Below are 22,285 nucleotides of genomic sequence, written 5' to 3'. Positions count from 1 at the left end.
CGGCGGTGCCCCGGACGAAACGTTCAACGGAAAGCGCTGTGGTCGGCCGGCGATCCCGTCCCCCCGACGCGGGACCGCCGACCGTTGAGCAGAGCTCGGATCAGCTCAGGTTGCCGATGGCGGCCTGGACCTTGCTGGCGATCGGGGTCGGCAGCGGGACGTAGCCCTTGGTGGCGATGGCCTGCTGGCCGCCGTTGCTCGCGATGTAGTTGAAGAAGGACTTCAGCGCCGGCAGGGTGGCCGCGTTGTTGCCCTTGTCGCAGGCGATCTCGTAGGTCACCAGGACGATCGGGTAGGCGCCCTCGGCCTTGGTGCCGTAGTCCAGCTGCAGCGCCAGGTCGTTGCCGGTGCCGATCACGGTGGAGTTGGCCAGCGTGGTGGCGGCGTTCGCGGCGGTGGCCTCGACGGCCTTGGTGGCGCCGGTGGAGATCGAAGCCGTCTTCAGGCTGTTGTTCTGCGCGTAGGACAGCTCGACGTAGCCGATCGAGTCCGAGGTCTGCTTGATCTGGGCCGCGACACCGGCGCTGCCGGTGGCCGACTGGCCGCCCTTGCCCTGCCAGGTCTTGTTCGGCGCGTAGCTCCAGGCGCCGTTCGAGGTCTTGGCGAAGTACGAGGTCAGGTTGTAGCTGGTACCCGAGTCGTCCGACCGGTGGAAGGTCTGGATGTTGTCGCCCGGCAGGTTCACGCCCGGGTTGAGGGCGGCGATGGCCGGGTCGTTCCACTTGGTGATCTGGCCGTCGAAGATCTTCGCGGCGGTCTGGCCGTCGAGGGTCAGGTTGTCGACACCGGGGACGTTGAAGACCAGGGTGACCAGGCCGGCCACCATCGGCAGGTCGATCGCCTGGCCGCCGTTCTGGCAGACCGCCTTCGAGGCGTCGATGTCGCTCGCCTTGAGGGCGAAGTCGGTGCCGGCGAAGGCCACCTTGCCCTGGTTGAACTGGGCGACACCGGCACCGGAGCCGACACCGTTGTAGCTGACCTGCGAGCCCGAGCAGGCGTCGCCGTAGGCGGCCTTCCAGACGTCGACCGCGTTGCCCTGAGCGGTCGAACCGGCACCCTGGAGGGGGGACTGCTTCGAGGCGCAGGTGATCGCCGCGGCGCTGGAGGCGCCACTGGCGGTGCTGCTGGTCTTGGTGGTGTTGTTGTCCGAGCCGCAGGCCGCGAGCGACAGCGAGCTGACGAGCGCCACGGCACCGATTGCGAGGGCCTTGGTGCGGCCGTTCCGCTGGAGCTTCACAGGGTGTCCCTTTCTTTGGCACAGGCCACGGCGCCCGGCCGGAAGACGGGGGCGAGGTGTCCTAGCTGTTGGTCCGGGGCCTCTTCGGCCCGCCGGTAGGACCGAAGCTAGGCCGGACAGGTGACGCATCAGCCGGTCGCAAGTGAACGGAGAGTGAACCTCGGAGGGATGCCAGGAAACACCGGCTCGTAGTCACGGTTGCATCACGGTAAGAAATCGGCCAAGACACGCTGTCAGGTGACGGGGCGCCATCCAGCAGGCAACGCGGGCCGCACGCGCCCGTGCTCAGCCGACCAGCGGCGCCAACTGCTCCAGTCGCGCCAGCAGCGCGTCGATCAGCTCCCGGTCCCGGGCATGCGTGAGCTTGGCCCGCGCCTTCTCCGGCTTGAGCCACTTCATCCGGTCCACCTCCCGGTTGGGCCGGAACTCCCCGCGCACCGGCACCGCCGCCCAGTACCGCACCTCCTTGGGCCGCCCCTGCGCCCGGTAGTGCTGGGCCGGCAGCGGCGCGAGCAGCCGGCAGACCAGCCCCGTCTCCTCCTCCACCTCGCGCAGCGCCGCCTGCCACGGCGTCTCGCCGGCCAGCAGCTTGCCCTTGGGCAGGCTCCAGTCGTCGTACTTGGGACGGTGGATCAGCGCGATCCGCGGCTTGCGCAACCCGTGGCCGTTCTTCCGCGGGCCGCCGGGCAGCCAGAGCACCGCTCCCGCCGCCAGCACCGTGCCCGGACGGACCGGCTGCTCACCGTGCGTCACACCGAACGGCCCACCGGACGACTGCCCGCACGCCTCGCCGCCCGGGTGGGACGGGAGCAGCGGGCCGCGGCCGGGACCGGTCCACGGCCCCTGCCGCTTGGCCTCCCGCCGCCGGCGACGCGCCAGCTTCTCGGCCGCCGCCGCGGACGGGGCCGACGGGGCCGCCATCCGGGGGTCCGGGTACCGCTCAACGCTCAGGCGCTCGCCCATTCATGCCATCCGTGCTGCGGGAGGGTCGGCCACTGACGGCCGAAGGCGTATCTCGCCGCCTCGACCTCCAGTCGCTGATCAGCATGCACCACCCCCAGCACATAGGCCGTCGCGGGGGTGATCCGTGGCGTGCGCGCCGCCGTGGCCACCGTGACCGCCGCCTCCGCCGCCTCCTGGTGCCGGTCCAGCACCTGGTCGAGCACGTCCAGTTCGGCGCCCGGGCGGCTGCACACCTCCAGCGCGTAGCGGGCCCGCTTGGCCAGGACCCGGGTGCGGTGCCACGGCGCGTCGTCGGCCGCCAGCGCACCGTCCGCGTCCCCCGCCGCCCCTGCCGCCCCCGAGCGCCCCTGCGCCGGCAGCGGTGCGGCGACGGGCGCCGGGGCCGGCGCGACCGCGCCGAGCCGGTGCAGCGCGTCCCCCTGGTACGCCGTCGCCGCCCGCTGCCACGGCAGCGCCTGCACCGCCTGGCCCAGCTCCCCGAACGCCACCGCCGCCTGCGGCAGCAGCAGCTCCCCCGCCGCGATCCCGGCCGCCGCCACCAGCGGCGCCTCGCCCACCAGCAGCGTCATCCGGTCCGCCAGCGCGTGCAGCCGCGAGGAGCGCAGTTCCTGCAGCACCGAGCTGTGCACCCGGGTGCGGGCCAGCGTCAGCTGCCGGTCCAGCAGCGCCCGTGCCTTGGGCGCACCGGGATGCCCGGCCAGCATCCCCGGCCCGCGCAGCTCGCCCGCGGTGCCGGGCGCACCCGTGCCACCGGTGGAGCTGAGCGTGTCCAGCGCCGCCAGCAGCCGCGCCGAACGCCGCAGATAGGCCGGCTCCTGCGCCAACAGGTTGAGCAGCCAGCGCAGTTCGCTGCGCGACTCGTGGGCCCAGCCCGGCTCGAACACCGCACCGAAGGTGTGCAGCGCACCGCCGATCCGGCGCACCGCGCGCAGCAGCTCCCCCGTTCCGGCGCTGCCCGCGGACGAGTTCAGCGAGGGCAGTGCACCGGGCCGGGCTCCGGCCTCCCCCACCGCCTGCGGCAGCGCGCGCAGGAAGAGGCCGGCCTGTTCGTTGAGGTACCGGGAGAGGACCTCCCCGGCGGTCGCGGTGGCCGCCGGGGTCGTCATGGGCGCGTCAGTCATGTCGTGGGTACTCCCCGTTCCCCCAGGGCAGGCGACGGATGGTCAGGGACGGTCGGCGTGGGTCACAGCGACGCGACGGCGCTCCTGCGGCGCTGGCGCGAGTCGATGAGCAGTTCCTGGATGTCCCGCAGGCGGTGCCCGTCGGCGTCCTGGCTGCGCCGGCTCCAGGCCCCGTCCGGGCCCAGGTGCCAGGAGGCGGTGTCCTCCGCCATGCCGAGGTCGATCAGCCCGGACAGCTCGGCCCGGTGGGTCGGATCCGCGACCCGGACCAGGGCCTCGATCCTCCGGTCCAGGTTACGGTGCATCATATCCGCACTGCCGAACCAGACTTCGGGATCACCGCCGTTGCCGAAGACGAAGATCCGGGAGTGCTCCAGGAAGCGTCCCAGGATGCTGCGGACCCGGATGTTCTCGCTCAGCCCCACCACCCCGGGCCGGATCGCGCAGATCCCGCGCACCCAGACGTCCACCGGCACACCCGCCTGCGAGGCCCGGTAGAGCGCGTCGATCAGCTGCTCGTCGACGATCGAGTTCACCTTGATCTTCACGTACGCCGGCAGGCCGGCGCGGTGGTTGGCGACCTCGTTCTGGATCCGTGCGATCAAGCCGTCGCGCAGCCCGCGCGGGGCCGTCATCAGCCGGCGGTAGGACTCCCGGCGCGAGTAGCCGGAGAGCCGGTTGAACAGGTCCGAGAGGTCGGCCCCGACCTGCGGGTCGGCGGTGAGCAGCCCCAGGTCCTCGTACAGCCTGGCGGTCTTCGGGTGGTAGTTGCCGGTGCCCACGTGCGCGTAGCGGCGCAGCGTGTCGCCCTCCTGGCGCACCACCAGCGACAGCTTGCAGTGCGTCTTCAGACCGACCAGGCCGTACACCACATGGCAGCCCGACTCCTCCAGCTTGCGGGCCCACTTGATGTTGGCCTGCTCGTCGAAGCGCGCCTTGATCTCCACCAGCACCAGCACCTGCTTGCCGGACTCGGCCGCGTCGATCAGCGCGTCCACGATCGGCGAGTCACCCGAGGTCCGGTACAGCGTCTGCTTGATCGCCAGCACGTGCGGGTCGGCCGCGGCCTGCTCCAGGAAGGCCTGCACCGAGGTGGAGAAGCTGTCGTACGGGTGGTGCAGCAGCACGTCGCGCTCGCGCATCGCGGCGAAGATGTCCGGCTGAGAGGCCGACTCCACGTCGGTGAGACCGCGCGCGGTACCGGCCACGAACTTGCCGTACGTCAGATCCGGACGGTCCAGGCCGGCGATCCCGAACAGCCCGGTCAGGTCGAGCGGGCCGGGCAGCGGGAACACCTCCGCCTCGGTGATGTTCAGCTCGCGCACCAGCAGGTCGAGGATGTAGGGGTCGATCGACTCCTCCACCTCCAGCCGCACCGGCGGCCCGAACCGGCGGCGCATCAGCTCCTTCTCCAGCGCCTTGAGGATGTTCTCGGTGTCGTCCTCCTCGACCTCGAGGTCCTCGTTGCGGGTCACCCGGAAGGCGTGGTGGGCGAGCACCTCCATACCGGGGAAGAGCTCCTCCAGGTGCGCCCCCATCACGTCCTCCAGCGGCACGTACCGCTGCGGCGAGGCCTCCAGGAAGCGGAAGAGCGACTGCGGCACCTTCACCCGGGCGAAGTGCTTGTGCCCGGAGACCGGGTTGCGCACCACCACCGCCAGGTTCAGGCTCAGGCCCGATATGTACGGGAACGGGTGCGCCGGGTCGACGGCCAGCGGGGTCAGCACCGGGAAGATCTGCTGCCGGAACAGGTTGTGCAGGCGGCCCTGCTCCTTCTCGGTGAGCTCCGCCCAGCGGACCAGCTCGATGCCCTCGGCCGCGAGGTCCGGCAGCACGTCGTGCTGGAAGGCCGCCGCGTGCCGGGCCATGAGCTCCCGGGACCGCGTCCAGATCAGATCGAGCACCTCGCGCGGCTGCAGGCCCGAGGCGCTGCGCTGGGCGACGCCGGTGGCGATCCGGCGCTTGAGGCCGGCCACCCGCACCATGAAGAACTCGTCCAGGTTGCTGGCGAAGATCGCCAGGAACTTGGTCCGCTCCAGCAGCGGGATCTGCGGGTCCTCGGCCAGCTCCAGCACCCGCTCGTTGAACGCGAGCCAGCTGCGCTCCCGGTCCAGGAAGCGGCCCTGCGGCAGCTCGTCCAGCTCGGGCTCCTCGACACCGTCGGGGAACTGGTCGAGCGACACCCCCAGGGTCTTGGTCAGCCGGGACGGGGCGGGCACGCCGGGGGACTCGGGCATGGCATCGGCTCCTGAGGGGTCTGGCGCTTCGGGCGTCGTACCGGCCGCGACCGGGCGGGGGACGGTCATGGGTTCCAGCTCCTCCAGCGGCGTGAGATCCGCGTGCCCGGGCGCGGCCGGTGTCCGGCTGTCCTCACCCGGTTCCGCCACCCGCAGCGAGGCGGACCCACCGCTCGGGGCGGTCGATAGCCGACCGACCCCGGCGATGTGGCCCAAGCTGCGGGAGCGAGACACTACGGACGTCATCCTGTGATCTTCGCGTCGGCAATTGAATCCACGGTAAACACCGCATGGCCGGGAGGAAAGCTGAGTCGGTCGGCCCTGCGGCCCGCTAGCCCACTCGACGACCCTCGGTGACCCGATACATCAGGTCTACCTCGTGCACCGTGAATCCCACACGCTCGTAGACCCGCACCGCGGCCACGTTGTCCGCGTCGACGTAGAGCAGCACGGTGGGCAGCCCGCGGTCCGCCGCCAGATGGCGCAGTCCGGCCGCGGTCAGCGCCTTGCCCAGGCCGTTGCCCTGCTCGGCCGGGTCCACCCCGACCACGTAGACCTCGCCCAGCTCGGGCTCGGCGGCGGTGGCCGGGTGCACCTTGGTCCAGTGGAAGCCGACCAGGCGCTCGTCCGCGGTGCCGGCGCCGCGGACCGCGAGGAAGAAGCCGGCCGGGTCGAACCACGGCTCGGCGATCCGGTCGGCCAGGTCGCGGGCGGTCCAGGAACCCTGTTCCGGGTGGTGGGCGAAGGCCAGCGCGTTGAGCCGCAGCCAGGCCTCGTCGTCCGCACCGGGCCGGAAGGTCCGCAGCGTGACGCCCTCGGGCAGCGGCACCTCGGCCGGGGCCGCCGCGGTGCGGCGCATCTGCCGCAGCTCACGGACCAGCTCCGCACCGAACGCCTCGGCCAGTCGCCGGGCCGCCGGGTGGCCGCCGTGCGCCCAGAAGTCGACGGCCCGCTGCTCGCCGGCCTCGGCGAGCACCGCACCGGCCAGCGCCCGGCCCAGCCCCAGCCCGCGGCGGTCCGGGTGCACGGCCAGCTCGGCGGTGGCGGACTTCTCCTGGAGCTCGACCTGCGCGTAGCCGGCCGGGGCGTCGGTGCCGCCGGCCACCAGGTGCCGCACGCCCTCGCGCGGCTCGGCCACCCGCAGCCGCAGGCGGCCCGCCTCCGAGACGGCCTCGCGGCCGTCGGCGGCCGCAGCGGCGCGCAACACGGCGTGCGCGGTGTCGAGCTGCTCGGCCGTCAGACCGGCGCTCACCTGGATCTCGGGGCTCACGTGGGACTCGGACTCGGGAGTCTTGGCGGTATCCATGGACGGGACCTTACGCTGCCTCACATGTCATCAGATGCCATACGAAGAGTTCGTCCCGCGGCCTATGCGGTCTGCGTCGAGGACGGCCGGATCCTGCTCGCGCGCTGGGTCGGCGCGGACGGGGAGCGGCTGTGGACCATGCCCGGCGGCGGGCTCGACCACGGGGAGGACCCGTACGACGCGGCGATCCGGGAGGTGCGGGAGGAGACCGGGTACGAGGTCGAGCTGGTCCGGTTGCTCGGGGTCGACTCGGAGAACTTCCTCGTTCCGGCGAGCTCCTCGAACCCCCAGGCGCGGGACTTCCACGGTCTGCGGATCCTCTACGAGGGCCGGATCACCGGGGGCGAGCTGCGCAACGAGACCGACGGCTCGACGGATCTGGCGGCCTGGATCCCGCTGGCGGAGGTCGAGGGACTGGAGCGGGTGTCCTTGGTGGACATCGCCGTCGCGCTCCACCGGGAAAAGCCGGCACTGGGTCGCATCGTGCGATGAAAATCGTGCGGTGAGAGCCGTGCGGAGTGAGCCCTGAACGCAAGAAAGCCCCCTTCCCGAAGGAAGGGGGCTTTCTTGGAATTATTGTTCGGCGGCGTCCTACTCTCCCACAGGGTCCCCCCTGCAGTACCATCGGCGCTGTGAGGCTTAGCTTCCGGGTTCGGAATGTAACCGGGCGTTTCCCTCACGCTATGACCACCGAAACACTATGAAACTGCCGACCGCAACCCGCCCGTCTTTCCCTGGCGGGGGTCGTTGTTTCAGAACAACACAGTGGACGCGAGCAACTGAGGACAAGCCCTCGGCCTATTAGTACCGGTCAGCTCCACCCCTTACAGGGCTTCCACATCCGGCCTATCAACCCAGTCGTCTACTGGGAGCCTTACCCTCTCAAGGAGGTGGGAGTGCTCATCTCGAAGCAGGCTTCCCGCTTAGATGCTTTCAGCGGTTATCCCTCCCGAACGTAGCCAACCAGCCATGCCCTTGGCAGGACAACTGGCACACCAGAGGTTCGTCCGTCCCGGTCCTCTCGTACTAGGGACAGCCCTTCTCAACACTCCTACGCGCACAGCGGATAGGGACCGAACTGTCTCACGACGTTCTAAACCCAGCTCGCGTACCGCTTTAATGGGCGAACAGCCCAACCCTTGGGACCTACTCCAGCCCCAGGATGCGACGAGCCGACATCGAGGTGCCAAACCATCCCGTCGATATGGACTCTTGGGGAAGATCAGCCTGTTATCCCCGGGGTACCTTTTATCCGTTGAGCGACGGCGCTTCCACAAGCCACCGCCGGATCACTAGTCCCTGCTTTCGCACCTGCTCGACCCGTCGGTCTCACAGTCAAGCTCCCTTGTGCACTTACACTCAACACCTGATTGCCAACCAGGCTGAGGGAACCTTTGGGCGCCTCCGTTACTCTTTAGGAGGCAACCGCCCCAGTTAAACTACCCACCAGACACTGTCCCTGATCCGGATCACGGACCCAGGTTAGACATCCAGCACGACCAGAGTGGTATTTCAACGTCGACTCCACAACAACTGGCGTTGCCGCTTCAAAGTCTCCCACCTATCCTACACAAGCCGAACCGAACACCAATATCAAGCTATAGTAAAGGTCCCGGGGTCTTTCCGTCCTGCTGCGCGAAACGAGCATCTTTACTCGTAATGCAATTTCACCGGGCCTATGGTTGAGACAGTCGAGAAGTCGTTACGCCATTCGTGCAGGTCGGAACTTACCCGACAAGGAATTTCGCTACCTTAGGATGGTTATAGTTACCACCGCCGTTTACTGGCGCTTAAGTTCTCAGCTTCGCCCCGACGAATCAGAGCTAACCGGTCCCCTTAACGTTCCAGCACCGGGCAGGCGTCAGTCCGTATACATCGCCTTACGGCTTCGCACGGACCTGTGTTTTTAGTAAACAGTCGCTTCTCGCTGGTCTCTGCGGCCGGCCCCAGCTCGGGCAGCAAGTGCCTCCACCAGTTCCGGCCCCCTTCTCCCGAAGTTACGGGGGCATTTTGCCGAGTTCCTTAACCATAGTTCACCCGAACGCCTCGGTATTCTCTACCTGACCACCTGAGTCGGTTTGGGGTACGGGCCGCCATGAAACTCGCTAGAGGCTTTTCTCGACAGCATAGGATCATCCACTTCACCACAATCGGCTCGGCATCAGGTCTCAGGCTCATGTTGTGCGGATTTGCCTACACAACGCCCTACACCCTTACCCCGGGACAACCACCGCCCGGGCTGGACTACCTTCCTGCGTCACCCCATCGCTCACCTAATACCCTGTTGGATCAGCGGCTCCACCACGTCCCTTTGTCCGAAGACTCCGGGCCGGCTTCACGGCTTTAGCATTCAGAGGTTCAGCGTTGGCGCTTCAAAGCGGGTACGGGAATATCAACCCGTTGTCCATCGACTACGCCTGTCGGCCTCGCCTTAGGTCCCGACTTACCCTGGGCAGATCAGCTTGACCCAGGAACCCTTGGTCAATCGGCGCAAGAGTTTCCCACTCTTGTATCGCTACTCATGCCTGCATTCTCACTCGTATACCGTCCACGACTGGATTCCTCCGCCGCTTCACCCGGCACACGACGCTCCCCTACCCATCCACAGCGCCGTTGGGCGTATTCTGTGAATGACACGACTTCGGTGGTGTGCTTGAGCCCCGCTACATTGTCGGCGCGGAATCACTTGACCAGTGAGCTATTACGCACTCTTTCAAGGGTGGCTGCTTCTAAGCCAACCTCCTGGTTGTCTCTGCGACTCCACATCCTTTCCCACTTAGCACACGCTTAGGGACCTTAGTCGGTGTTCTGGGCTGTTTCCCTCTCGACCATGGAGCTTATCCCCCACAGTCTCACTGCCACGCTCTCACTTACCGGCATTCGGAGTTTGGCTAAGGTCAGTAACCCGGTAAGGCCCATCGCCTATCCAGTGCTCTACCTCCGGCAAGAAACACGTGACGCTGCACCTAAATGCATTTCGGGGAGAACCAGCTATCACGGAGTTTGATTGGCCTTTCACCCCTAACCACAGGTCATCCCCCAGGTTTTCAACCCTGGTGGGTTCGGTCCTCCACGCGGTCTTACCCGCGCTTCAACCTGCCCATGGCTAGATCACTCCGCTTCGGGTCTTGGGCATGCAACTCAACCGCCCTATTCGGACTCGCTTTCGCTACGGCTACCCCACACGGGTTAACCTCGCTACACACCGCAAACTCGCAGGCTCATTCTTCAAAAGGCACGCAGTCACGGCTGATCAGCAAGCTGACCAACGACGCTCCCACGGCTTGTAGGCACACGGTTTCAGGTACTATTTCACTCCGCTCCCGCGGTACTTTTCACCATTCCCTCACGGTACTATCCGCTATCGGTCACTAGGGAATATTTAGGCTTAGCGGGTGGTCCCGCCAGATTCACACGGAATTTCTCGGGCTCCGTGCTACTTGGGAGAAGCTCAAGTGAGCCGTACAAGTTTCGTCTACGGGGGTCTTACCCTCTACGCCGGACCTTTCGCATGTCCTTCGACTACCCATACGGTTTCTGACTCACCCGATCGCCGGCAGACGACCGAAGAACTTTCCCACGACCCCGAAGTGGCAACCCCTGCCGGGTCTCACACCACAACGGTTTAGCCTCATCCGGTTTCGCTCGCCACTACTCCCGGAATCACGGTTGTTTTCTCTTCCTGCGGGTACTGAGATGTTTCACTTCCCCGCGTTCCCTCCACATACCCTATGTGTTCAGGTATGGGTGACAGCCCATGACGACTGCCGGGTTTCCCCATTCGGACACCCCCGGATCAAAGCTCGGTTGACAGCTCCCCGGGGCCTATCGCGGCCTCCCACGTCCTTCATCGGTTCCTAGTGCCAAGGCATCCACCGTGCGCCCTTAAAAACTTGGCCACAGATGCTCGCGTCCACTGTGCAGTTCTCAAACAACGACCAGACACCCACCTACACAACCAAGCAAAAACCCGGCGTGTCCGTGGGACCGGCACTGAGACAACGATTACTCGTTCCCTCAGGACCCAACAACGTGCCCGACACACCAGATCACCCGTAACCGTTCCACGCCGAAGCAGTACTAGGAAACAACCAACCCTGTGTGCCGAATAGTCAACGTTCCACCCATGAGCAACCGTGCGAGACATTCGCTCGCATCCGGCCATGTGCTCCTTAGAAAGGAGGTGATCCAGCCGCACCTTCCGGTACGGCTACCTTGTTACGACTTCGTCCCAATCGCTGGTCCCACCTTCGACGGCTCCCTCCCAAGGGTTAGGCCACCGGCTTCGGGTGTTACCGACTTTCGTGACGTGACGGGCGGTGTGTACAAGGCCCGGGAACGTATTCACCGCAGCATGCTGATCTGCGATTACTAGCAACTCCAACTTCATGGGGTCGAGTTGCAGACCCCAATCCGAACTGAGGCCGGCTTTTTGGGATTCGCTCCACCTCACGGTATCGCAGCCCTTTGTACCGACCATTGTAGCACGTGTGCAGCCCAAGACATAAGGGGCATGATGATTTGACGTCGTCCCCACCTTCCTCCGAGTTGACCCCGGCAGTCTCCTGTGAGTCCCCATCACCCCGAAAGGCATGCTGGCAACACAGAACAAGGGTTGCGCTCGTTGCGGGACTTAACCCAACATCTCACGACACGAGCTGACGACAACCATGCACCACCTGTATACCGACCACAAGGGGGCGACTATCTCTAGCCGTTTCCGGTATATGTCAAGCCTTGGTAAGGTTCTTCGCGTTGCGTCGAATTAAGCCACATGCTCCGCTGCTTGTGCGGGCCCCCGTCAATTCCTTTGAGTTTTAGCCTTGCGGCCGTACTCCCCAGGCGGGGAACTTAATGCGTTAGCTGCGGCACCGACGACGTGGAATGTCGCCAACACCTAGTTCCCAACGTTTACGGCGTGGACTACCAGGGTATCTAATCCTGTTCGCTCCCCACGCTTTCGCTCCTCAGCGTCAGTAATGGCCCAGAGATCCGCCTTCGCCACCGGTGTTCCTCCTGATATCTGCGCATTTCACCGCTACACCAGGAATTCCGATCTCCCCTACCACACTCTAGCCTGCCCGTATCGAATGCAGACCCGGGGTTAAGCCCCGGGCTTTCACATCCGACGCGACAGGCCGCCTACGAGCTCTTTACGCCCAATAATTCCGGACAACGCTCGCACCCTACGTATTACCGCGGCTGCTGGCACGTAGTTAGCCGGTGCTTCTTCTGCAGGTACCGTCACTTGCGCTTCTTCCCTGCTGAAAGAGGTTTACAACCCGAAGGCCGTCATCCCTCACGCGGCGTCGCTGCATCAGGCTTTCGCCCATTGTGCAATATTCCCCACTGCTGCCTCCCGTAGGAGTCTGGGCCGTGTCTCAGTCCCAGTGTGGCCGGTCGCCCTCTCAGGCCGGCTACCCGTCGTCGCCTTGGTAGGCCATTACCCCACCAACAAGCTGATAGGCCGCGGGCTCATCCTGCACCGCCGGAGCTTTCCACCAACCCCCATGCAGAGGAAGGTCGTATCCGGTATTAGACCCCGTTTCCAGGGCTTGTCCCAGAGTGCAGGGCAGATTGCCCACGTGTTACTCACCCGTTCGCCACTGATCCACCCCGAAGGGCTTCACCGTTCGACTTGCATGTGTTAAGCACGCCGCCAGCGTTCGTCCTGAGCCAGGATCAAACTCTCCGTGAATGTCTGCCCGTAATCGAGCAACACCCGCGTCGAGCGGCACGACAACCACCGGAATAGGGTGGCCTCGCGCACTGCGTCCTCGCTAGTGTTTTACTTCAAAAGGAATCTCCAACCCCAGTCCGAAGACCAAGGCCGGGGATGTCAACATATCTGGCGTTGACTTTTGGCACGCTGTTGAGTTCTCAAGGAACGGACGCTTCCTTCGCAGCCACTTCCGTGGCCCCTCCGGGCGCTTCGTTCTTTCTTCTCTTCGAGCTTATCAGACCCGCCTCTCGGCGTTTCCCGACTCGCTCTCGGTGTTTCCAACCTTACCAGGTCTTCCGCACCGCTCGGCCTCAAGAGGCCTTCGCCGTAACCGACCTGACGGCCTGTCCGACGTGTTGAACTTTAGCCCAGCCCCGCTCCGAAAAGCGAATCGGGCCCACTCGCCGAAATACCGGCACGACAAAAGAAGCCCGCCGCAGAAACGCGCAAAAAGCGACGCGTCAACGACCGACGATCTTGCCGAGGGTGGTATTTCAGGAGAGTGGCTGCGCTCGGGACCGTCCGCACAAGTGTGAACGTCCGGTGCTCCCTGACAGGCAGCTCGAAGAACACTAGACCTCTTCGAGAAGCGAGTCAACCCCCGCCTCGGCGTGCGGCAGCTGGAAGGCCAGCACCGCCACGTCGTCGTCGTGCTCCGCCGTCACCCCCATGGCCCGCAGCAGCCTGGCGCAGACCACCTCGGGCGAGCCGACCGCGCCGGCCAGGGTGCGGGCCAGCAGGCCGAGGCCCTCGTCGATGTCCTGGTCGCGGCGCTCCACTAGTCCGTCCGTGTAGAGGACACCGGTGGTGCCGGCGAGCAGGCGCAGCACGTGCGAGGTGTGGGAGCCGTCGCCGGTGCCCAGTGGCGGGCCGTTCTGCTGCTCCCCCTGGAGCACGGTGCCGTCGGGGCCGCGCAGCATCAGCGGAAGGTGTCCGGCGGAGGAGTAGGTGAGGGTGCCGGCGGGCGGGTCGTAGACGGCGTAGACACAGGTGGCGATCTGGTTGGCGTCGATCTCCATGGCCAGGCCGTCGAGCAGGCCCATCACCTGGTGCGGCGGCAGGTCGAGCCGGGCGTAGGCGCGCACGGCGGTGCGCAGCTGCCCCATCACGGCGGCGGCGCGCAGGCCGCGGCCCATCACGTCGCCGATCACCAGGGCGGTGCGCCCGCCGCGCAGGCTGATCACGTCGTACCAGTCGCCGCCGACCGCCGCGTCCGCGCCGCCGGGCTGGTAGGTGGCGGCGACGCGCAGCTCGGCGGGCTGTTCGAGCTTCTGCGGCAGCAGACTGCGCTGCAGGGTGACGGCGGCCTCGCGCTGGCGGCGTTCGGCCTCGCGCAGCCGGGCCGCGGCCTGCACCTGGTCGGTGACCTCGGCGGCGTAGATCAGCACGCCGATGGCGGGCGGCGGCTGTCCGTCGCGGCCGGCCGAGCGCGCGGTGCGGGCGGTGCGTTCGGTGGAGCGCAGGGGGACGCAGGAGACGTTGAAGCAGCGGGTGCGTCCGGGGCCGGCCGCCGGGTCGGTGATGCTGCGCGCCTTGACGCTGCGGTCGCGACCGCTGCGCAGGACCTGGTCGAGCAGCGGGAGCAGGCCGAGCTCGGCGAGTTCCGGCATCGCCTCCTCCGCGGTCAGGCCGGTGGCGCGGGTGCCGAAGAGTTCGCGGTAGGCGTCGTTGGCGTAGCCGAGGCGGTGCCGGGGGCCGTAGGTGATCACGACGGGAGCGGGCAGTCGGCCCAGCAGGTCGCGCAGGTCGTACAGCTCGTGCAGGTCGAGCAGTGGCTCCGGGCCGAGCAGGGGTCCGCCGAGGCCGAGTGGGTCGCGCGGCCCGGGCAGGGCGACCGGGTCGTCCGCGGGGGCGGCGACACGCCACGGGGCCGCGGTGAGCCGCGCACTCCAGCGCATGAGGTTCAACCGACTGTCGCTTTCCTCGGATCGCGGGCCGTCACAGTTCGTACTGATGTTTGCACAGGCCGTGACGGGGTGTCACGCAGATCCTGTCAGGTGAGGGTGCGGTTCCGGAAGTCGTACGTGTGTTGGTCGTGTTGTAGCCCTGAGGGTGCCCCGCGCAGAACACCCAGAACACGCAGAACGCACGGAACACGCAGAACGCCTCAGTGGTCCCGGCCGCCGCCCAGCACCCAGTCCGCCAGCACCCGCACCCGCCCCTGGTTGCTCGGCAGTCCGCGCAGCGTGCGGGCGCGCTGCAGCAGCCAGGCCCGGTGGCCGGACAGGCCCTTGCGCGCCGGCCCGGCCACCAGCCGCAGGCCGAGCGGGTCGGCGGCGTGGCGCGGGTCGGGCCGGTAGCCGCGCGGCGGGCGGGCGGCGGCCACCGCGAGCAGGTTCTCGGCCAGCAGCCCGCCCTGGGTCAGGGCGTGCCGCGCGTCGCGGCCGCAGAGCTCCGGGCCCAGCGGGACGGCGGCGCAGTCACCGGCCGCCCAGGCGCCGGGCAGCGCCCGCCCGTCGGGGCCGAGCACCTGGAGGGTGTCCAGGCAGCGGATCCGGCCGTCGTCGCCGGTGGGCAGGTCGGTGGCGCCGAGCACCGGCGCGGGGCGCGCGCCGGCCGTCCAGACCAGGGTGCGGGCGGCCAGGCGGGTGCCGTCGGAGAGCGCCACCGCGTGGTCGCGTGCGGAGTCGAGCGCGGTCTTCAGGCGGACGTCCACGTTCCGCTCGCGCAGGTGGGACAAGGCCTGTTCGGCCAGTTCCGGCTCGGCCTCGGCGAGGATCCGCTCGCCCCGCTCGACCAGCACCCAGCGCAGGTCCGCGGGAGCGATGTTGGGGTAGCCGCGCAGCGAACGGCGGGCCATGTCCTCCAGCTCGGCGAGCGCGCCGACGCCGCCGTAGCCGGCCCCGACGAAGACGAAGGTCAGTGCGGCGTCGCGCAGTTCGGGGTCGCGGGTGGTGGAGGCGAGGTCGAGCTGGTCGCGCACGTGCCGGCCCAGCGCGACCGCCTCGCCGACCGTCCCGAAGCGCAGGCCGTGCTCGGCGAGGCCGGGGACCGGGGCACCGCGCTCCGTCGAGCCGGCCGCCAGCACCAGCTCGTCGTACGCCAGTTCGCTCTCGACGCCGTCTTTCGGGGTGAGCCAGGCCAGCCGGCGGGCGTGGTCGATCCGGGCGACCCGACCGGTGAGCACCCGGCAGTCGGGCAGCGCCTGGCGCAGCGGGACCACGACATGCCGCGGATCGATGGATCCGGCGGCCACCTCGGCGAGCAGCGGACGGTACGTCAGATAGGGTGCGGCCTCAACCACGGTGACTTCCGCGCGCCCGGCCCGCAGCTCCGACTGGAGTTCCCGCTGGAGCCGTTGGGCCGTGGCCAGCCCCGCACAACCGCCGCCCACGATCAGAACCCGGATGGTGCCACCTCCGCTCGAATCGGTGTCCTGGTGAGAAATGTGACCTGGTTCACGCCTCCATGACGCCCTGCCGAGGGGTCTCTTGTCCACACCGCGTCAGCAGTTTTCGGAGCGCGTTCCGACGAGTTCGGGCAAGTCCGGGCAAGTCCGGGCGACTCCGGAGCCGGTTCGGCGCGGCTCCGGCCACGGCGAGGCGGACGGGTCGTGCGCGGGTGGCGTGCCCGAAAAGCCGTCACCCCGGGTGGTGAATCCATTACGGCCTGATTTACCGTTGGCCGACCAGCCCGACTGGCCGAGCTTGAAACGGGGAAGGGTAGTCCGCGGATGATCCTCGCCCGTACGGGCCGTGCGTCGCCGAACGGCGCGGTGGCGGTCCCGACGGGGCCGGTGCGGGGGCCGGGTACTGGGAGCTGGCTGGACCCTTGGCAGGTCACCAGCGGCTGCGACGACTTCGCACGAGAGCCCCGAGGTGGGCTCCTCCGGGGGAGGGTTGGGATTGAAGGAACAGGATCACAGGCTGGGCGAACCGGCTGTGCCGCAGGTCGGGGCGGGTGCGAGCACCGTCCCCGAGCAACGCGCGCCACTGTCCGGCCCGTACCGGTCCGGCGCCGGTTCCGGAACCGGCGGAACCGGAACCGGCCGTCCTGAGACGGGAATCGGGGCCCGCACGGGAATCGGCACCGGAGCGGGGGCCGGGGCAGACACGGGCTTCGGGCCCGGCACGGGCGCCGGTCGGACGGTGCCGGAACCGGTGGAGGAACGGCGCGTGGGCAGCCCGCGGTTGCGGGTGGACGCTCGGCGGAACCTGGAGAGCGTGCTGCGTGCGGCCCGCGAGGTCTTCGGTGAACTCGGGTACGACGCACCGATGGAGGAGGTCGCACGGCGGGCCGGCGTGGGTGTCGGCACGGTGTACCGGCGCTTTCCCAGCAAGGAGGTGCTGGTCCAGCGGATCGCCGCCGAGGAGGTGGCCTGGCTGACCGCGCGGGCCCGGGAGGCGCTCTACGGGCCGGCCGGCCCCTGGGAGGCGCTGGCCGGCTACCTGGCCACCGCGGTGGGCACCGGGGCCGGGCGGCTGCTGCCGCCGGAGGCCTTCGGTTACGCCGAGGAGCTGGCCCGGGTGCCGGAGCAGCGGCTGCCACCGGACGCCGCACCGGAGGCCGGTGAGCCGCTGGGCGCGGTCGGGGTGCCGGACGCCGATCCGCGGCTGCTGCTCCAGTTACTCGCCGCATTGGTGACCAGGGCGGCGGCAGCGGGCGAACTGCGGCCCGGGGTCACCGTCTCGGAGATCGTGCTGGTGCTGACGGCGGCCGTGCCACCGGCGATCGGGCGCACCCTGGCGGCCCGGCAGGACGCTGGTCCGCTGCCCGGCGGGCCGGTGCCCGAGCCGGCCGAGCGGCTGCTGCGGATCCTGCTGGACGGTCTGCGGGCGGGCTGAGCCATCGTGACGGCCGACCCCGCGGCTGACGCGGGAGCGCTCCCCGGCGGCCGTGGCGGTGGTGGTGAGGGTGACGGTCGTGACGGTCGCGGTCGTGACGGTGGCGACCGAGGCGTGCCCGTCGGGCAGTGGAACGACGGGCGCCGGGGCCGCGGGCAGGCGGCGTGCGGACCGGGGCCGGGCGGCGCCGGTCGTCAACCCGGCGTCAACTGGCTGCGCCGGAGCGGGGAAGTCGGACCTCGGGCGCTTCCCCGGAAGAGTGGGTCACACCGTCCGTGGCTTCCCGTGCACGTCCTGCTATGCCATTCTTTGGCCGTGGTTGGAGCCAATGTCCCGGTGCACACCCTTCGCGGTGCCATGACCGCCGCGCACACCGGCGCAGGCGATGGCGCATCGCAGCACGCCCTTCGTCGGTGTGCGCCCCCAGGATGGGCGTTGGCGTCCGGCCCGGTCCGGCAGGCGGTCCGATGACCCCCGAGGAGCCGAACGAGCGCGGCGGCGAGCGCAGCACCGAGCCCGGCGCCGAGCCCGTGACCGGCCAGGTGCCGGGGCAGGGCGGCGCGCCCTCGCGCGAATCGCTCAACCCGCCGCCGGAGTCGCCGTCCCCGCTGCCTGCTCCCGCCTCCGAACCGCTCGCGCCGCTGACCGGCCGGGTGCCGGGGCAGGCCGTCGCCGGGCAGGGCAGCGTGCTGCCCGAGGCGTTCGTCGCCCCCCAGGCGAACACCGGCGCGAGCCGCGGCCGCTCCCCCGAGGAGGCCGATCCCACTGCGCCACTGGCCGTCGTGCCACCGCCCGCCGACCCGGTGGACGGCGAGCGCCCGCCCTCCGACGCCGAGTTGACGGCGCTGGTGCGCGGCGGCGACGACGGCGCCTACGAGGAGCTGTACCGCCGGCACGCCGATGCGGTGCGCCGCTACGCCCGCAGCTGCTGCCGCGACAGCTTCACCGCCGAGGACTTGGCCGGCGAGGTCTTCGCCCGCACCTTCCAGGCGCTGAAGGCGGGCAAGGGCCCGGAGTTCGCCGTCCGTGCCTACCTGCTGACCGCCGTGCGCAACATCGCCGCCACCTGGACCCGCGGCGAGCGCCGCGAGCAGCTGATCGACGACTTCGGCGCCTTCAGCCAGTCGACGGCCGCCGCCACCATCGAGTACGACCTCGCCGACCCCGGCGCGGACGCCTGGGCGATCGCCCAGGCCGACCAGCGCATGGTGATGCAGGCCTTCATCGAACTGCCGGAGGACGACCGGGTGCTGCTCTGGCACACCGAGGTCGAGCGGGAGTCGCCCAAGGCCGTCGCCGTCCTGCTGGGCAAGACCGCGAACGCCACCGCCGTGCAGGCGCACCGGGCGCGCGCCCGGCTGGCCGCCGGCTTCCTGCAGGCTCATGTCTCGGCCACCCCGGCCCAGGGCTGCGAGGAGTACGCCAACCGGCTCGGCCTCTACGCCCGGGGCGCGCTGCGCAAGCGGGCCTCGGCCGAGGTCGGCGAGCACGTGCGCGGGTGCACGGCGTGCACGGCCGCGCTGCTGGAGCTGGTCGACATCAACCACGCGCTGCGGCTGCTGCTGCCCGGTGGCGTGCTGGTGTGGGTCGGGGCCGGTGCCTTCTCGGCCGTCGCGGCGGCGCTGGGCGCCGGCGCGCTCGCGGGCGGCGCCGCGGCCGGTGGTGCGGCAGCGGCGAGCGGTGCGGCAGCGGCGAGCGGCGCGGCGGCCGGTGCGAGCGGCGCGGCAGCGGCGAGCGGCGCGGCTGGTGCTGCCGGTGCGGGAGGGGCCGCCGGGGCCGGGGGTTCCTCCGGTGGTGGCGCCGCCGCAGCCGCCGGGGAGGGCCTGGGCACCGCCGCGAAGGCGGGCATCGCCGCCGCCGTGGCGGTGGCCGCCGCGGCCGCCGTCGCCTATGCGCTGACCGGCTCCCCGGCCCCCGCGCCCACGGCCGCCCCGGCGCCCCCCGCGCCGAGCGCCTCGGCCGGCCCGGCCCCGAAGCCGTCCGCCGCGCCGAAGCCGCCCGCACCGAGTCCGCAGCCGCCGACCCCGCAGGCCCCCACGCCGACGCCCGCCCGGCCGACGCCGAGCCCGGCACCGCCGGCTTCGAAGCCCACGCCCACCCCGGCACCCAGGCCGACGCCGACGCCGACGGTGTCGCTGCCCACGCTGCCGCCGGTGCCGACGCCGACCGTGCCGGCGATCCCCACCCCGGAGATCCCGACGCCCTCGATCGCGGCCCCGCCGGCCCCGCCCGCACCGACACCGTCGGCGCCGGCGCCCACCCCGGCGCCGAGCATCCTGCCGAGCTCGCTGCCGACGCTGCTGCCCAGCCCGCCGGTCCCGAGCAGCTTCTGGATGGACCAGCTGCCGTTCAGCAAGGGCTCGAACCGGGTGCCGCCGGACGGTCCGACGATCAACCGCCAGGACGGCAGCGGCTGGCTGCTCCAGCGCGACCGGCTCCGGGTGGGCGGCACCGCCTACAAGAACGGCGTCAGCGTGGCCGCGCCGTCCACGGTGGCGATCGACCTGAACCGCGCCTGTACCGCCTTCGACGCGGTGGTCGGCGTGGACGACCTGACGCTCGTGCCGGGCGCCGTCCGGTTCTCGGTCACCGACGCGGACGGGGCGAGCCTGTGGCGCTCACCCGATCTGCGGGCCTGGGACGCGGCGGCGCCGGTGCACGTGCCGCTGGCCGGGCGGACGTCGATCCGGCTGGTGGTGACGCCGGTGGACGGCTTCTGGTCCAACGGCAGCATCGCGGACTGGGCCGACGCCCGGTTCAGCTGCTGAGGTGAGCTGAACCGGGCGCCGGCCCGGGAGCGGGAGCGTCAGATCGCGCAGGCGCCGTCGGCGCACGCGTCGTCGCCGTGGCCGTGGGCGGCGGCCCCGGCCTGCTGCTCGGCGTGCTGCTGCTCGCTCGCGACCTGCTCGAAGACGCGCAGGAAGGTCTCCACCTCCTGGCCGCCCTGGACGGCCCACTGCCCGTCGAAGACGAAGGTCGGCACGGCGCTGATGCCCAGCTGCCGCGCCTCGTCCAGCTGGCGCTGCACCTCGTCGGCGCCCTCGTCGCCCGCCAGGTACTCGGTGACCCGGGCCCGGTCCAGGCCGGCCGCGACGGCGACCTCGGTGAGCGCGGCGCGGTCGCCGACGTCCACGCCGTCGGTGAAGTGCGCCTTGAGCAGCGCCTCCTTGAGCACGCCCTGGGCGGCGGTGCCGTACTCCGTCTCCGCCAGGTGCAGCAGGCGGTGGCCGAGGAAGGTGTTGGCGTGCAGCGCGGCGTCGAAGTCGTAGTCGATGCCCTCGGCGCGGCCCAGCTCGGTCACCCGGTCGTCCATCGCGCGCGACTGCGGCCCGTAGCGCTCGGCCAGCCAGGCGCGGTGCGGGCTGGCGGTGGCGGGGGCGTCGGGGACGAGCTGGTAGGGGCGGAAGGTCACCTCGACCTCGCCCTTGCCCTCGAAGCGCTCCAGGGCCTGGTCGAAGCGGCGCTTGCCGATGTAGCACCAGGGGCAGGCGATGTCCGAGTAGATCTCGACCTTCATGGGGGCTGGCTCCTCAGCGGGGTGGGACGGGCGGTTCGGTGTTCGACGCGGTTCAACGTGGAGGGTGAACCGATATGTCCTGGTCCGCATTCCCGATCCGAGCAGATATGTCCGATTACCGTATTTCTGCGTCCGGATGGGCCGCATCCTGGCTCGGAAGATCAGCTGACCATCGCACTGCCGCACCACTGGACCGAGCGCGCCCTGGCCGCAGCGGCGGGCCGCGTGGCGCTGGAGGCGGATGCGGGGCGTGGGCGCATGTCGCGCGCGTCCACGAGCTCGAGGGCGCGGTCGCGATCGGGGGCGCGGAGTGACGGCCGCACCGACCGGGGCACTGGCACCGCGATCTGCCTGCGCTGCTCGATGGCGGGCGGGTTCGGGATGTACGCGAAGTACTGGGGCGCGTGGTGCGGGAGTTGGCCCAGGGATTGAGATCCGCGGCGACGCCGGAAAGTCTGACTGGATGACTTTCCGGCGGGATTTGCGTGAGAAGTCGACGGGAAAGTCGGGGATGTCGACTTCTCGTGCATTCACATGAACGGCCATAAGGCGAGAAGCATCGCGGCGAAGGTCAGCACCCCGGTGATCGAGACCACGTAGATCGCGACCCGTTCCGCGAGACCGGGATATTCGGGCTCGTCGTCACCGCTGCGCAGCAGGACGCAGGCGAGGACGCGGTGCACGAAGCCCGCCAGCAGGGGCACCCGGAGCGGGAGTTCGACCTGGTCGGCTTCTCGCCGGTTCGTCATGTGTCGTCGGCCAATCGTCGGAGGGCGTCGATGAGTTCACCCACCTCGGGGAGGGTGAGCGGGCGGAGTTGGAGCAGGACGGCGCCGGCGGGGGTGATCAGCCATCCCCCGGCGGCGTCGGGCAGGTCGACATCCGCGGCGTCCAGGGCGTCGGCCAGATCCGCGAACGCGGCGGCGGCTTGGCGGCGAGGAGAGCTCACTTGGCCGCCTCCTCGACAGGGCAGGCGGCGGCCGGGCGAACCAGCCAGCGCGGGTCAGCCTCCCATTCCGCTCCCCCGCGCTCCGGGCGCAGGTAGATCGTGCCACCCATTCGGTCCATCAGGACACCGTGTCGATCGTTGAGCGCGTCGAAGACCAACTCACCGACACTGCGGGGCTCGTACGGCTCGGAGGGGGGACGGGCATCGCCGGGGCGGACGATCGGGTACGCGGGGGTCATGCGACGGCTGGCCTCGGGACGGCCACCGCAGTTCGCGGGGCACTGGCACTCGGGCAGGAGCCGGTCTTTCTGATGATCCATCATATGTATTACTCCGGCGTGCTTTTGGGAGCGATGAATTTCCCGCTCTGTCCCTCAAGCGTGGGGCTTCGCGGTTAGCCTGGGAAGGCAGGGATCGTTCCAGGTCCGAAAGCGGAAACATGGAGGAGT

Annotated in this window: 13 protein-coding genes, 3 rRNA genes and 1 pseudogene; 3 read left to right on the top strand and 14 right to left on the bottom strand. The window is 69.5% G+C overall.

Annotated features, from left to right (window positions below; translation table 11 throughout):
• Nucleotides 1-100: 100 nt before the first annotated feature.
• The 5 genes from pstS to mshD form a co-directional block, all read right to left on the bottom strand.
• Nucleotides 101-1,237: a phosphate ABC transporter substrate-binding protein PstS gene (gene pstS, locus OG500_RS21355; protein WP_327068279.1), complete on the bottom strand. Its 1,137-nt coding sequence runs from the start codon at nucleotides 1,235-1,237 to the stop codon at nucleotides 101-103.
• Between the two features lie 285 nt (nucleotides 1,238-1,522).
• Entirely contained in the window at nucleotides 1,523-1,990 is a 468-nt protein-coding gene (locus OG500_RS21350) for an NUDIX hydrolase (protein WP_442789353.1), read from the bottom strand.
• A gap of 194 nt (nucleotides 1,991-2,184) precedes the next feature.
• Entirely contained in the window at nucleotides 2,185-3,321 is a 1,137-nt protein-coding gene (locus tag OG500_RS21345) for a CHAD domain-containing protein (protein ID WP_329582575.1), read from the bottom strand.
• A gap of 62 nt (nucleotides 3,322-3,383) precedes the next feature.
• Nucleotides 3,384-5,627 carry an RNA degradosome polyphosphate kinase gene (locus OG500_RS21340; RefSeq protein ID WP_329582572.1) on the bottom strand — a complete coding sequence of 748 codons (2,244 nt, stop codon included), beginning with the start codon at nucleotides 5,625-5,627 and terminating at the stop codon, nucleotides 3,384-3,386.
• Nucleotides 5,628-5,889: 262 nt separating this feature from the next.
• On the bottom strand, nucleotides 5,890-6,864 hold the full coding sequence (mshD, locus tag OG500_RS21335) for a mycothiol synthase (RefSeq protein ID WP_327068276.1): 975 nt from the start codon (nucleotides 6,862-6,864) through the stop codon (nucleotides 5,890-5,892).
• Nucleotides 6,865-6,888: 24 nt separating this feature from the next.
• Here mshD and OG500_RS21330 point away from each other — a divergent pair, with 24 nt between their 5' ends.
• The gene (locus tag OG500_RS21330) at nucleotides 6,889-7,356 is read left to right on the top strand and encodes an NUDIX hydrolase (protein ID WP_327068275.1); all 468 of its coding nucleotides are present in this window, start codon (nucleotides 6,889-6,891) and stop codon (nucleotides 7,354-7,356) included.
• Between the two features lie 86 nt (nucleotides 7,357-7,442).
• On the opposite strand, the gene rrf is transcribed toward OG500_RS21330, so the two are convergent.
• The 5 genes and pseudogenes from rrf to OG500_RS21305 all read right to left on the bottom strand — a co-directional run bounded on the left by rrf (nucleotide 7,443) and on the right by OG500_RS21305 (nucleotide 15,920).
• A 5S ribosomal RNA gene (gene rrf, locus OG500_RS21325) occupies nucleotides 7,443-7,559 on the bottom strand.
• An 86-nt stretch (nucleotides 7,560-7,645) separates the two neighbouring features.
• Nucleotides 7,646-10,763, bottom strand: a 23S ribosomal RNA gene (locus OG500_RS21320).
• 277 nt (nucleotides 10,764-11,040) lie between these two features.
• A 16S ribosomal RNA gene (locus tag OG500_RS21315) occupies nucleotides 11,041-12,562 on the bottom strand.
• Together the 16S, 23S and 5S rRNA genes form the textbook arrangement of a ribosomal RNA operon.
• Before the next feature lie 608 nt (nucleotides 12,563-13,170).
• A pseudogene (locus tag OG500_RS21310) lies at nucleotides 13,171-14,493 on the bottom strand (PP2C family protein-serine/threonine phosphatase); the annotation flags it as partial.
• Between the two features lie 200 nt (nucleotides 14,494-14,693).
• Nucleotides 14,694-15,920 (bottom strand): NAD(P)/FAD-dependent oxidoreductase, encoded by a 1,227-nt coding sequence (locus OG500_RS21305; protein ID WP_329582568.1) that lies wholly within the window; start codon nucleotides 15,918-15,920, stop codon nucleotides 14,694-14,696.
• Between the two features lie 781 nt (nucleotides 15,921-16,701).
• On the opposite strand from OG500_RS21305, the gene OG500_RS21300 reads away from it, so the two are divergent.
• Both OG500_RS21300 and OG500_RS21295 read left to right on the top strand, forming a co-directional pair.
• Entirely contained in the window at nucleotides 16,702-17,370 is a 669-nt protein-coding gene (locus OG500_RS21300; RefSeq protein WP_327068273.1) for a TetR/AcrR family transcriptional regulator, read from the top strand.
• Nucleotides 17,371-17,837: 467 nt separating this feature from the next.
• Nucleotides 17,838-20,138: a sigma-70 family RNA polymerase sigma factor gene (locus tag OG500_RS21295; protein ID WP_329582564.1), complete on the top strand. Its 2,301-nt coding sequence runs from the start codon at nucleotides 17,838-17,840 to the stop codon at nucleotides 20,136-20,138.
• 38 nt (nucleotides 20,139-20,176) lie between these two features.
• On the opposite strand, the gene OG500_RS21290 is transcribed toward OG500_RS21295, so the two are convergent.
• The 4 genes from OG500_RS21290 to OG500_RS21275 all read right to left on the bottom strand — a co-directional run bounded on the left by OG500_RS21290 (nucleotide 20,177) and on the right by OG500_RS21275 (nucleotide 22,159).
• Nucleotides 20,177-20,887, bottom strand: coding sequence for a DsbA family oxidoreductase (locus OG500_RS21290; RefSeq protein WP_327068271.1), 711 nt, complete (start codon nucleotides 20,885-20,887; stop codon nucleotides 20,177-20,179).
• A 530-nt stretch (nucleotides 20,888-21,417) separates the two neighbouring features.
• Nucleotides 21,418-21,636, bottom strand: a complete 219-nt coding sequence (locus OG500_RS21285) for a hypothetical protein (protein WP_329582561.1) — start codon at nucleotides 21,634-21,636, stop codon at nucleotides 21,418-21,420.
• Complete coding sequence (locus OG500_RS21280; RefSeq protein ID WP_327068269.1) at nucleotides 21,633-21,836, bottom strand: hypothetical protein; 204 nt, start codon at nucleotides 21,834-21,836, stop codon at nucleotides 21,633-21,635. The genes OG500_RS21285 and OG500_RS21280 overlap by 4 nt, the downstream gene beginning before the upstream one ends.
• Nucleotides 21,833-22,159: a hypothetical protein gene (locus OG500_RS21275; protein ID WP_327068268.1), complete on the bottom strand. Its 327-nt coding sequence runs from the start codon at nucleotides 22,157-22,159 to the stop codon at nucleotides 21,833-21,835. The genes OG500_RS21280 and OG500_RS21275 overlap by 4 nt, the downstream gene beginning before the upstream one ends.
• Nucleotides 22,160-22,285 lie beyond the last annotated feature (126 nt).

Source organism: Kitasatospora sp. NBC_01250 (genome assembly GCF_036226465.1).
Lineage (GTDB): Bacteria > Actinomycetota > Actinomycetes > Streptomycetales > Streptomycetaceae > Kitasatospora.
Note: the sequence above shows the minus strand (reverse complement) of the source record. Positions and strands in the feature narration are given on the sequence as shown.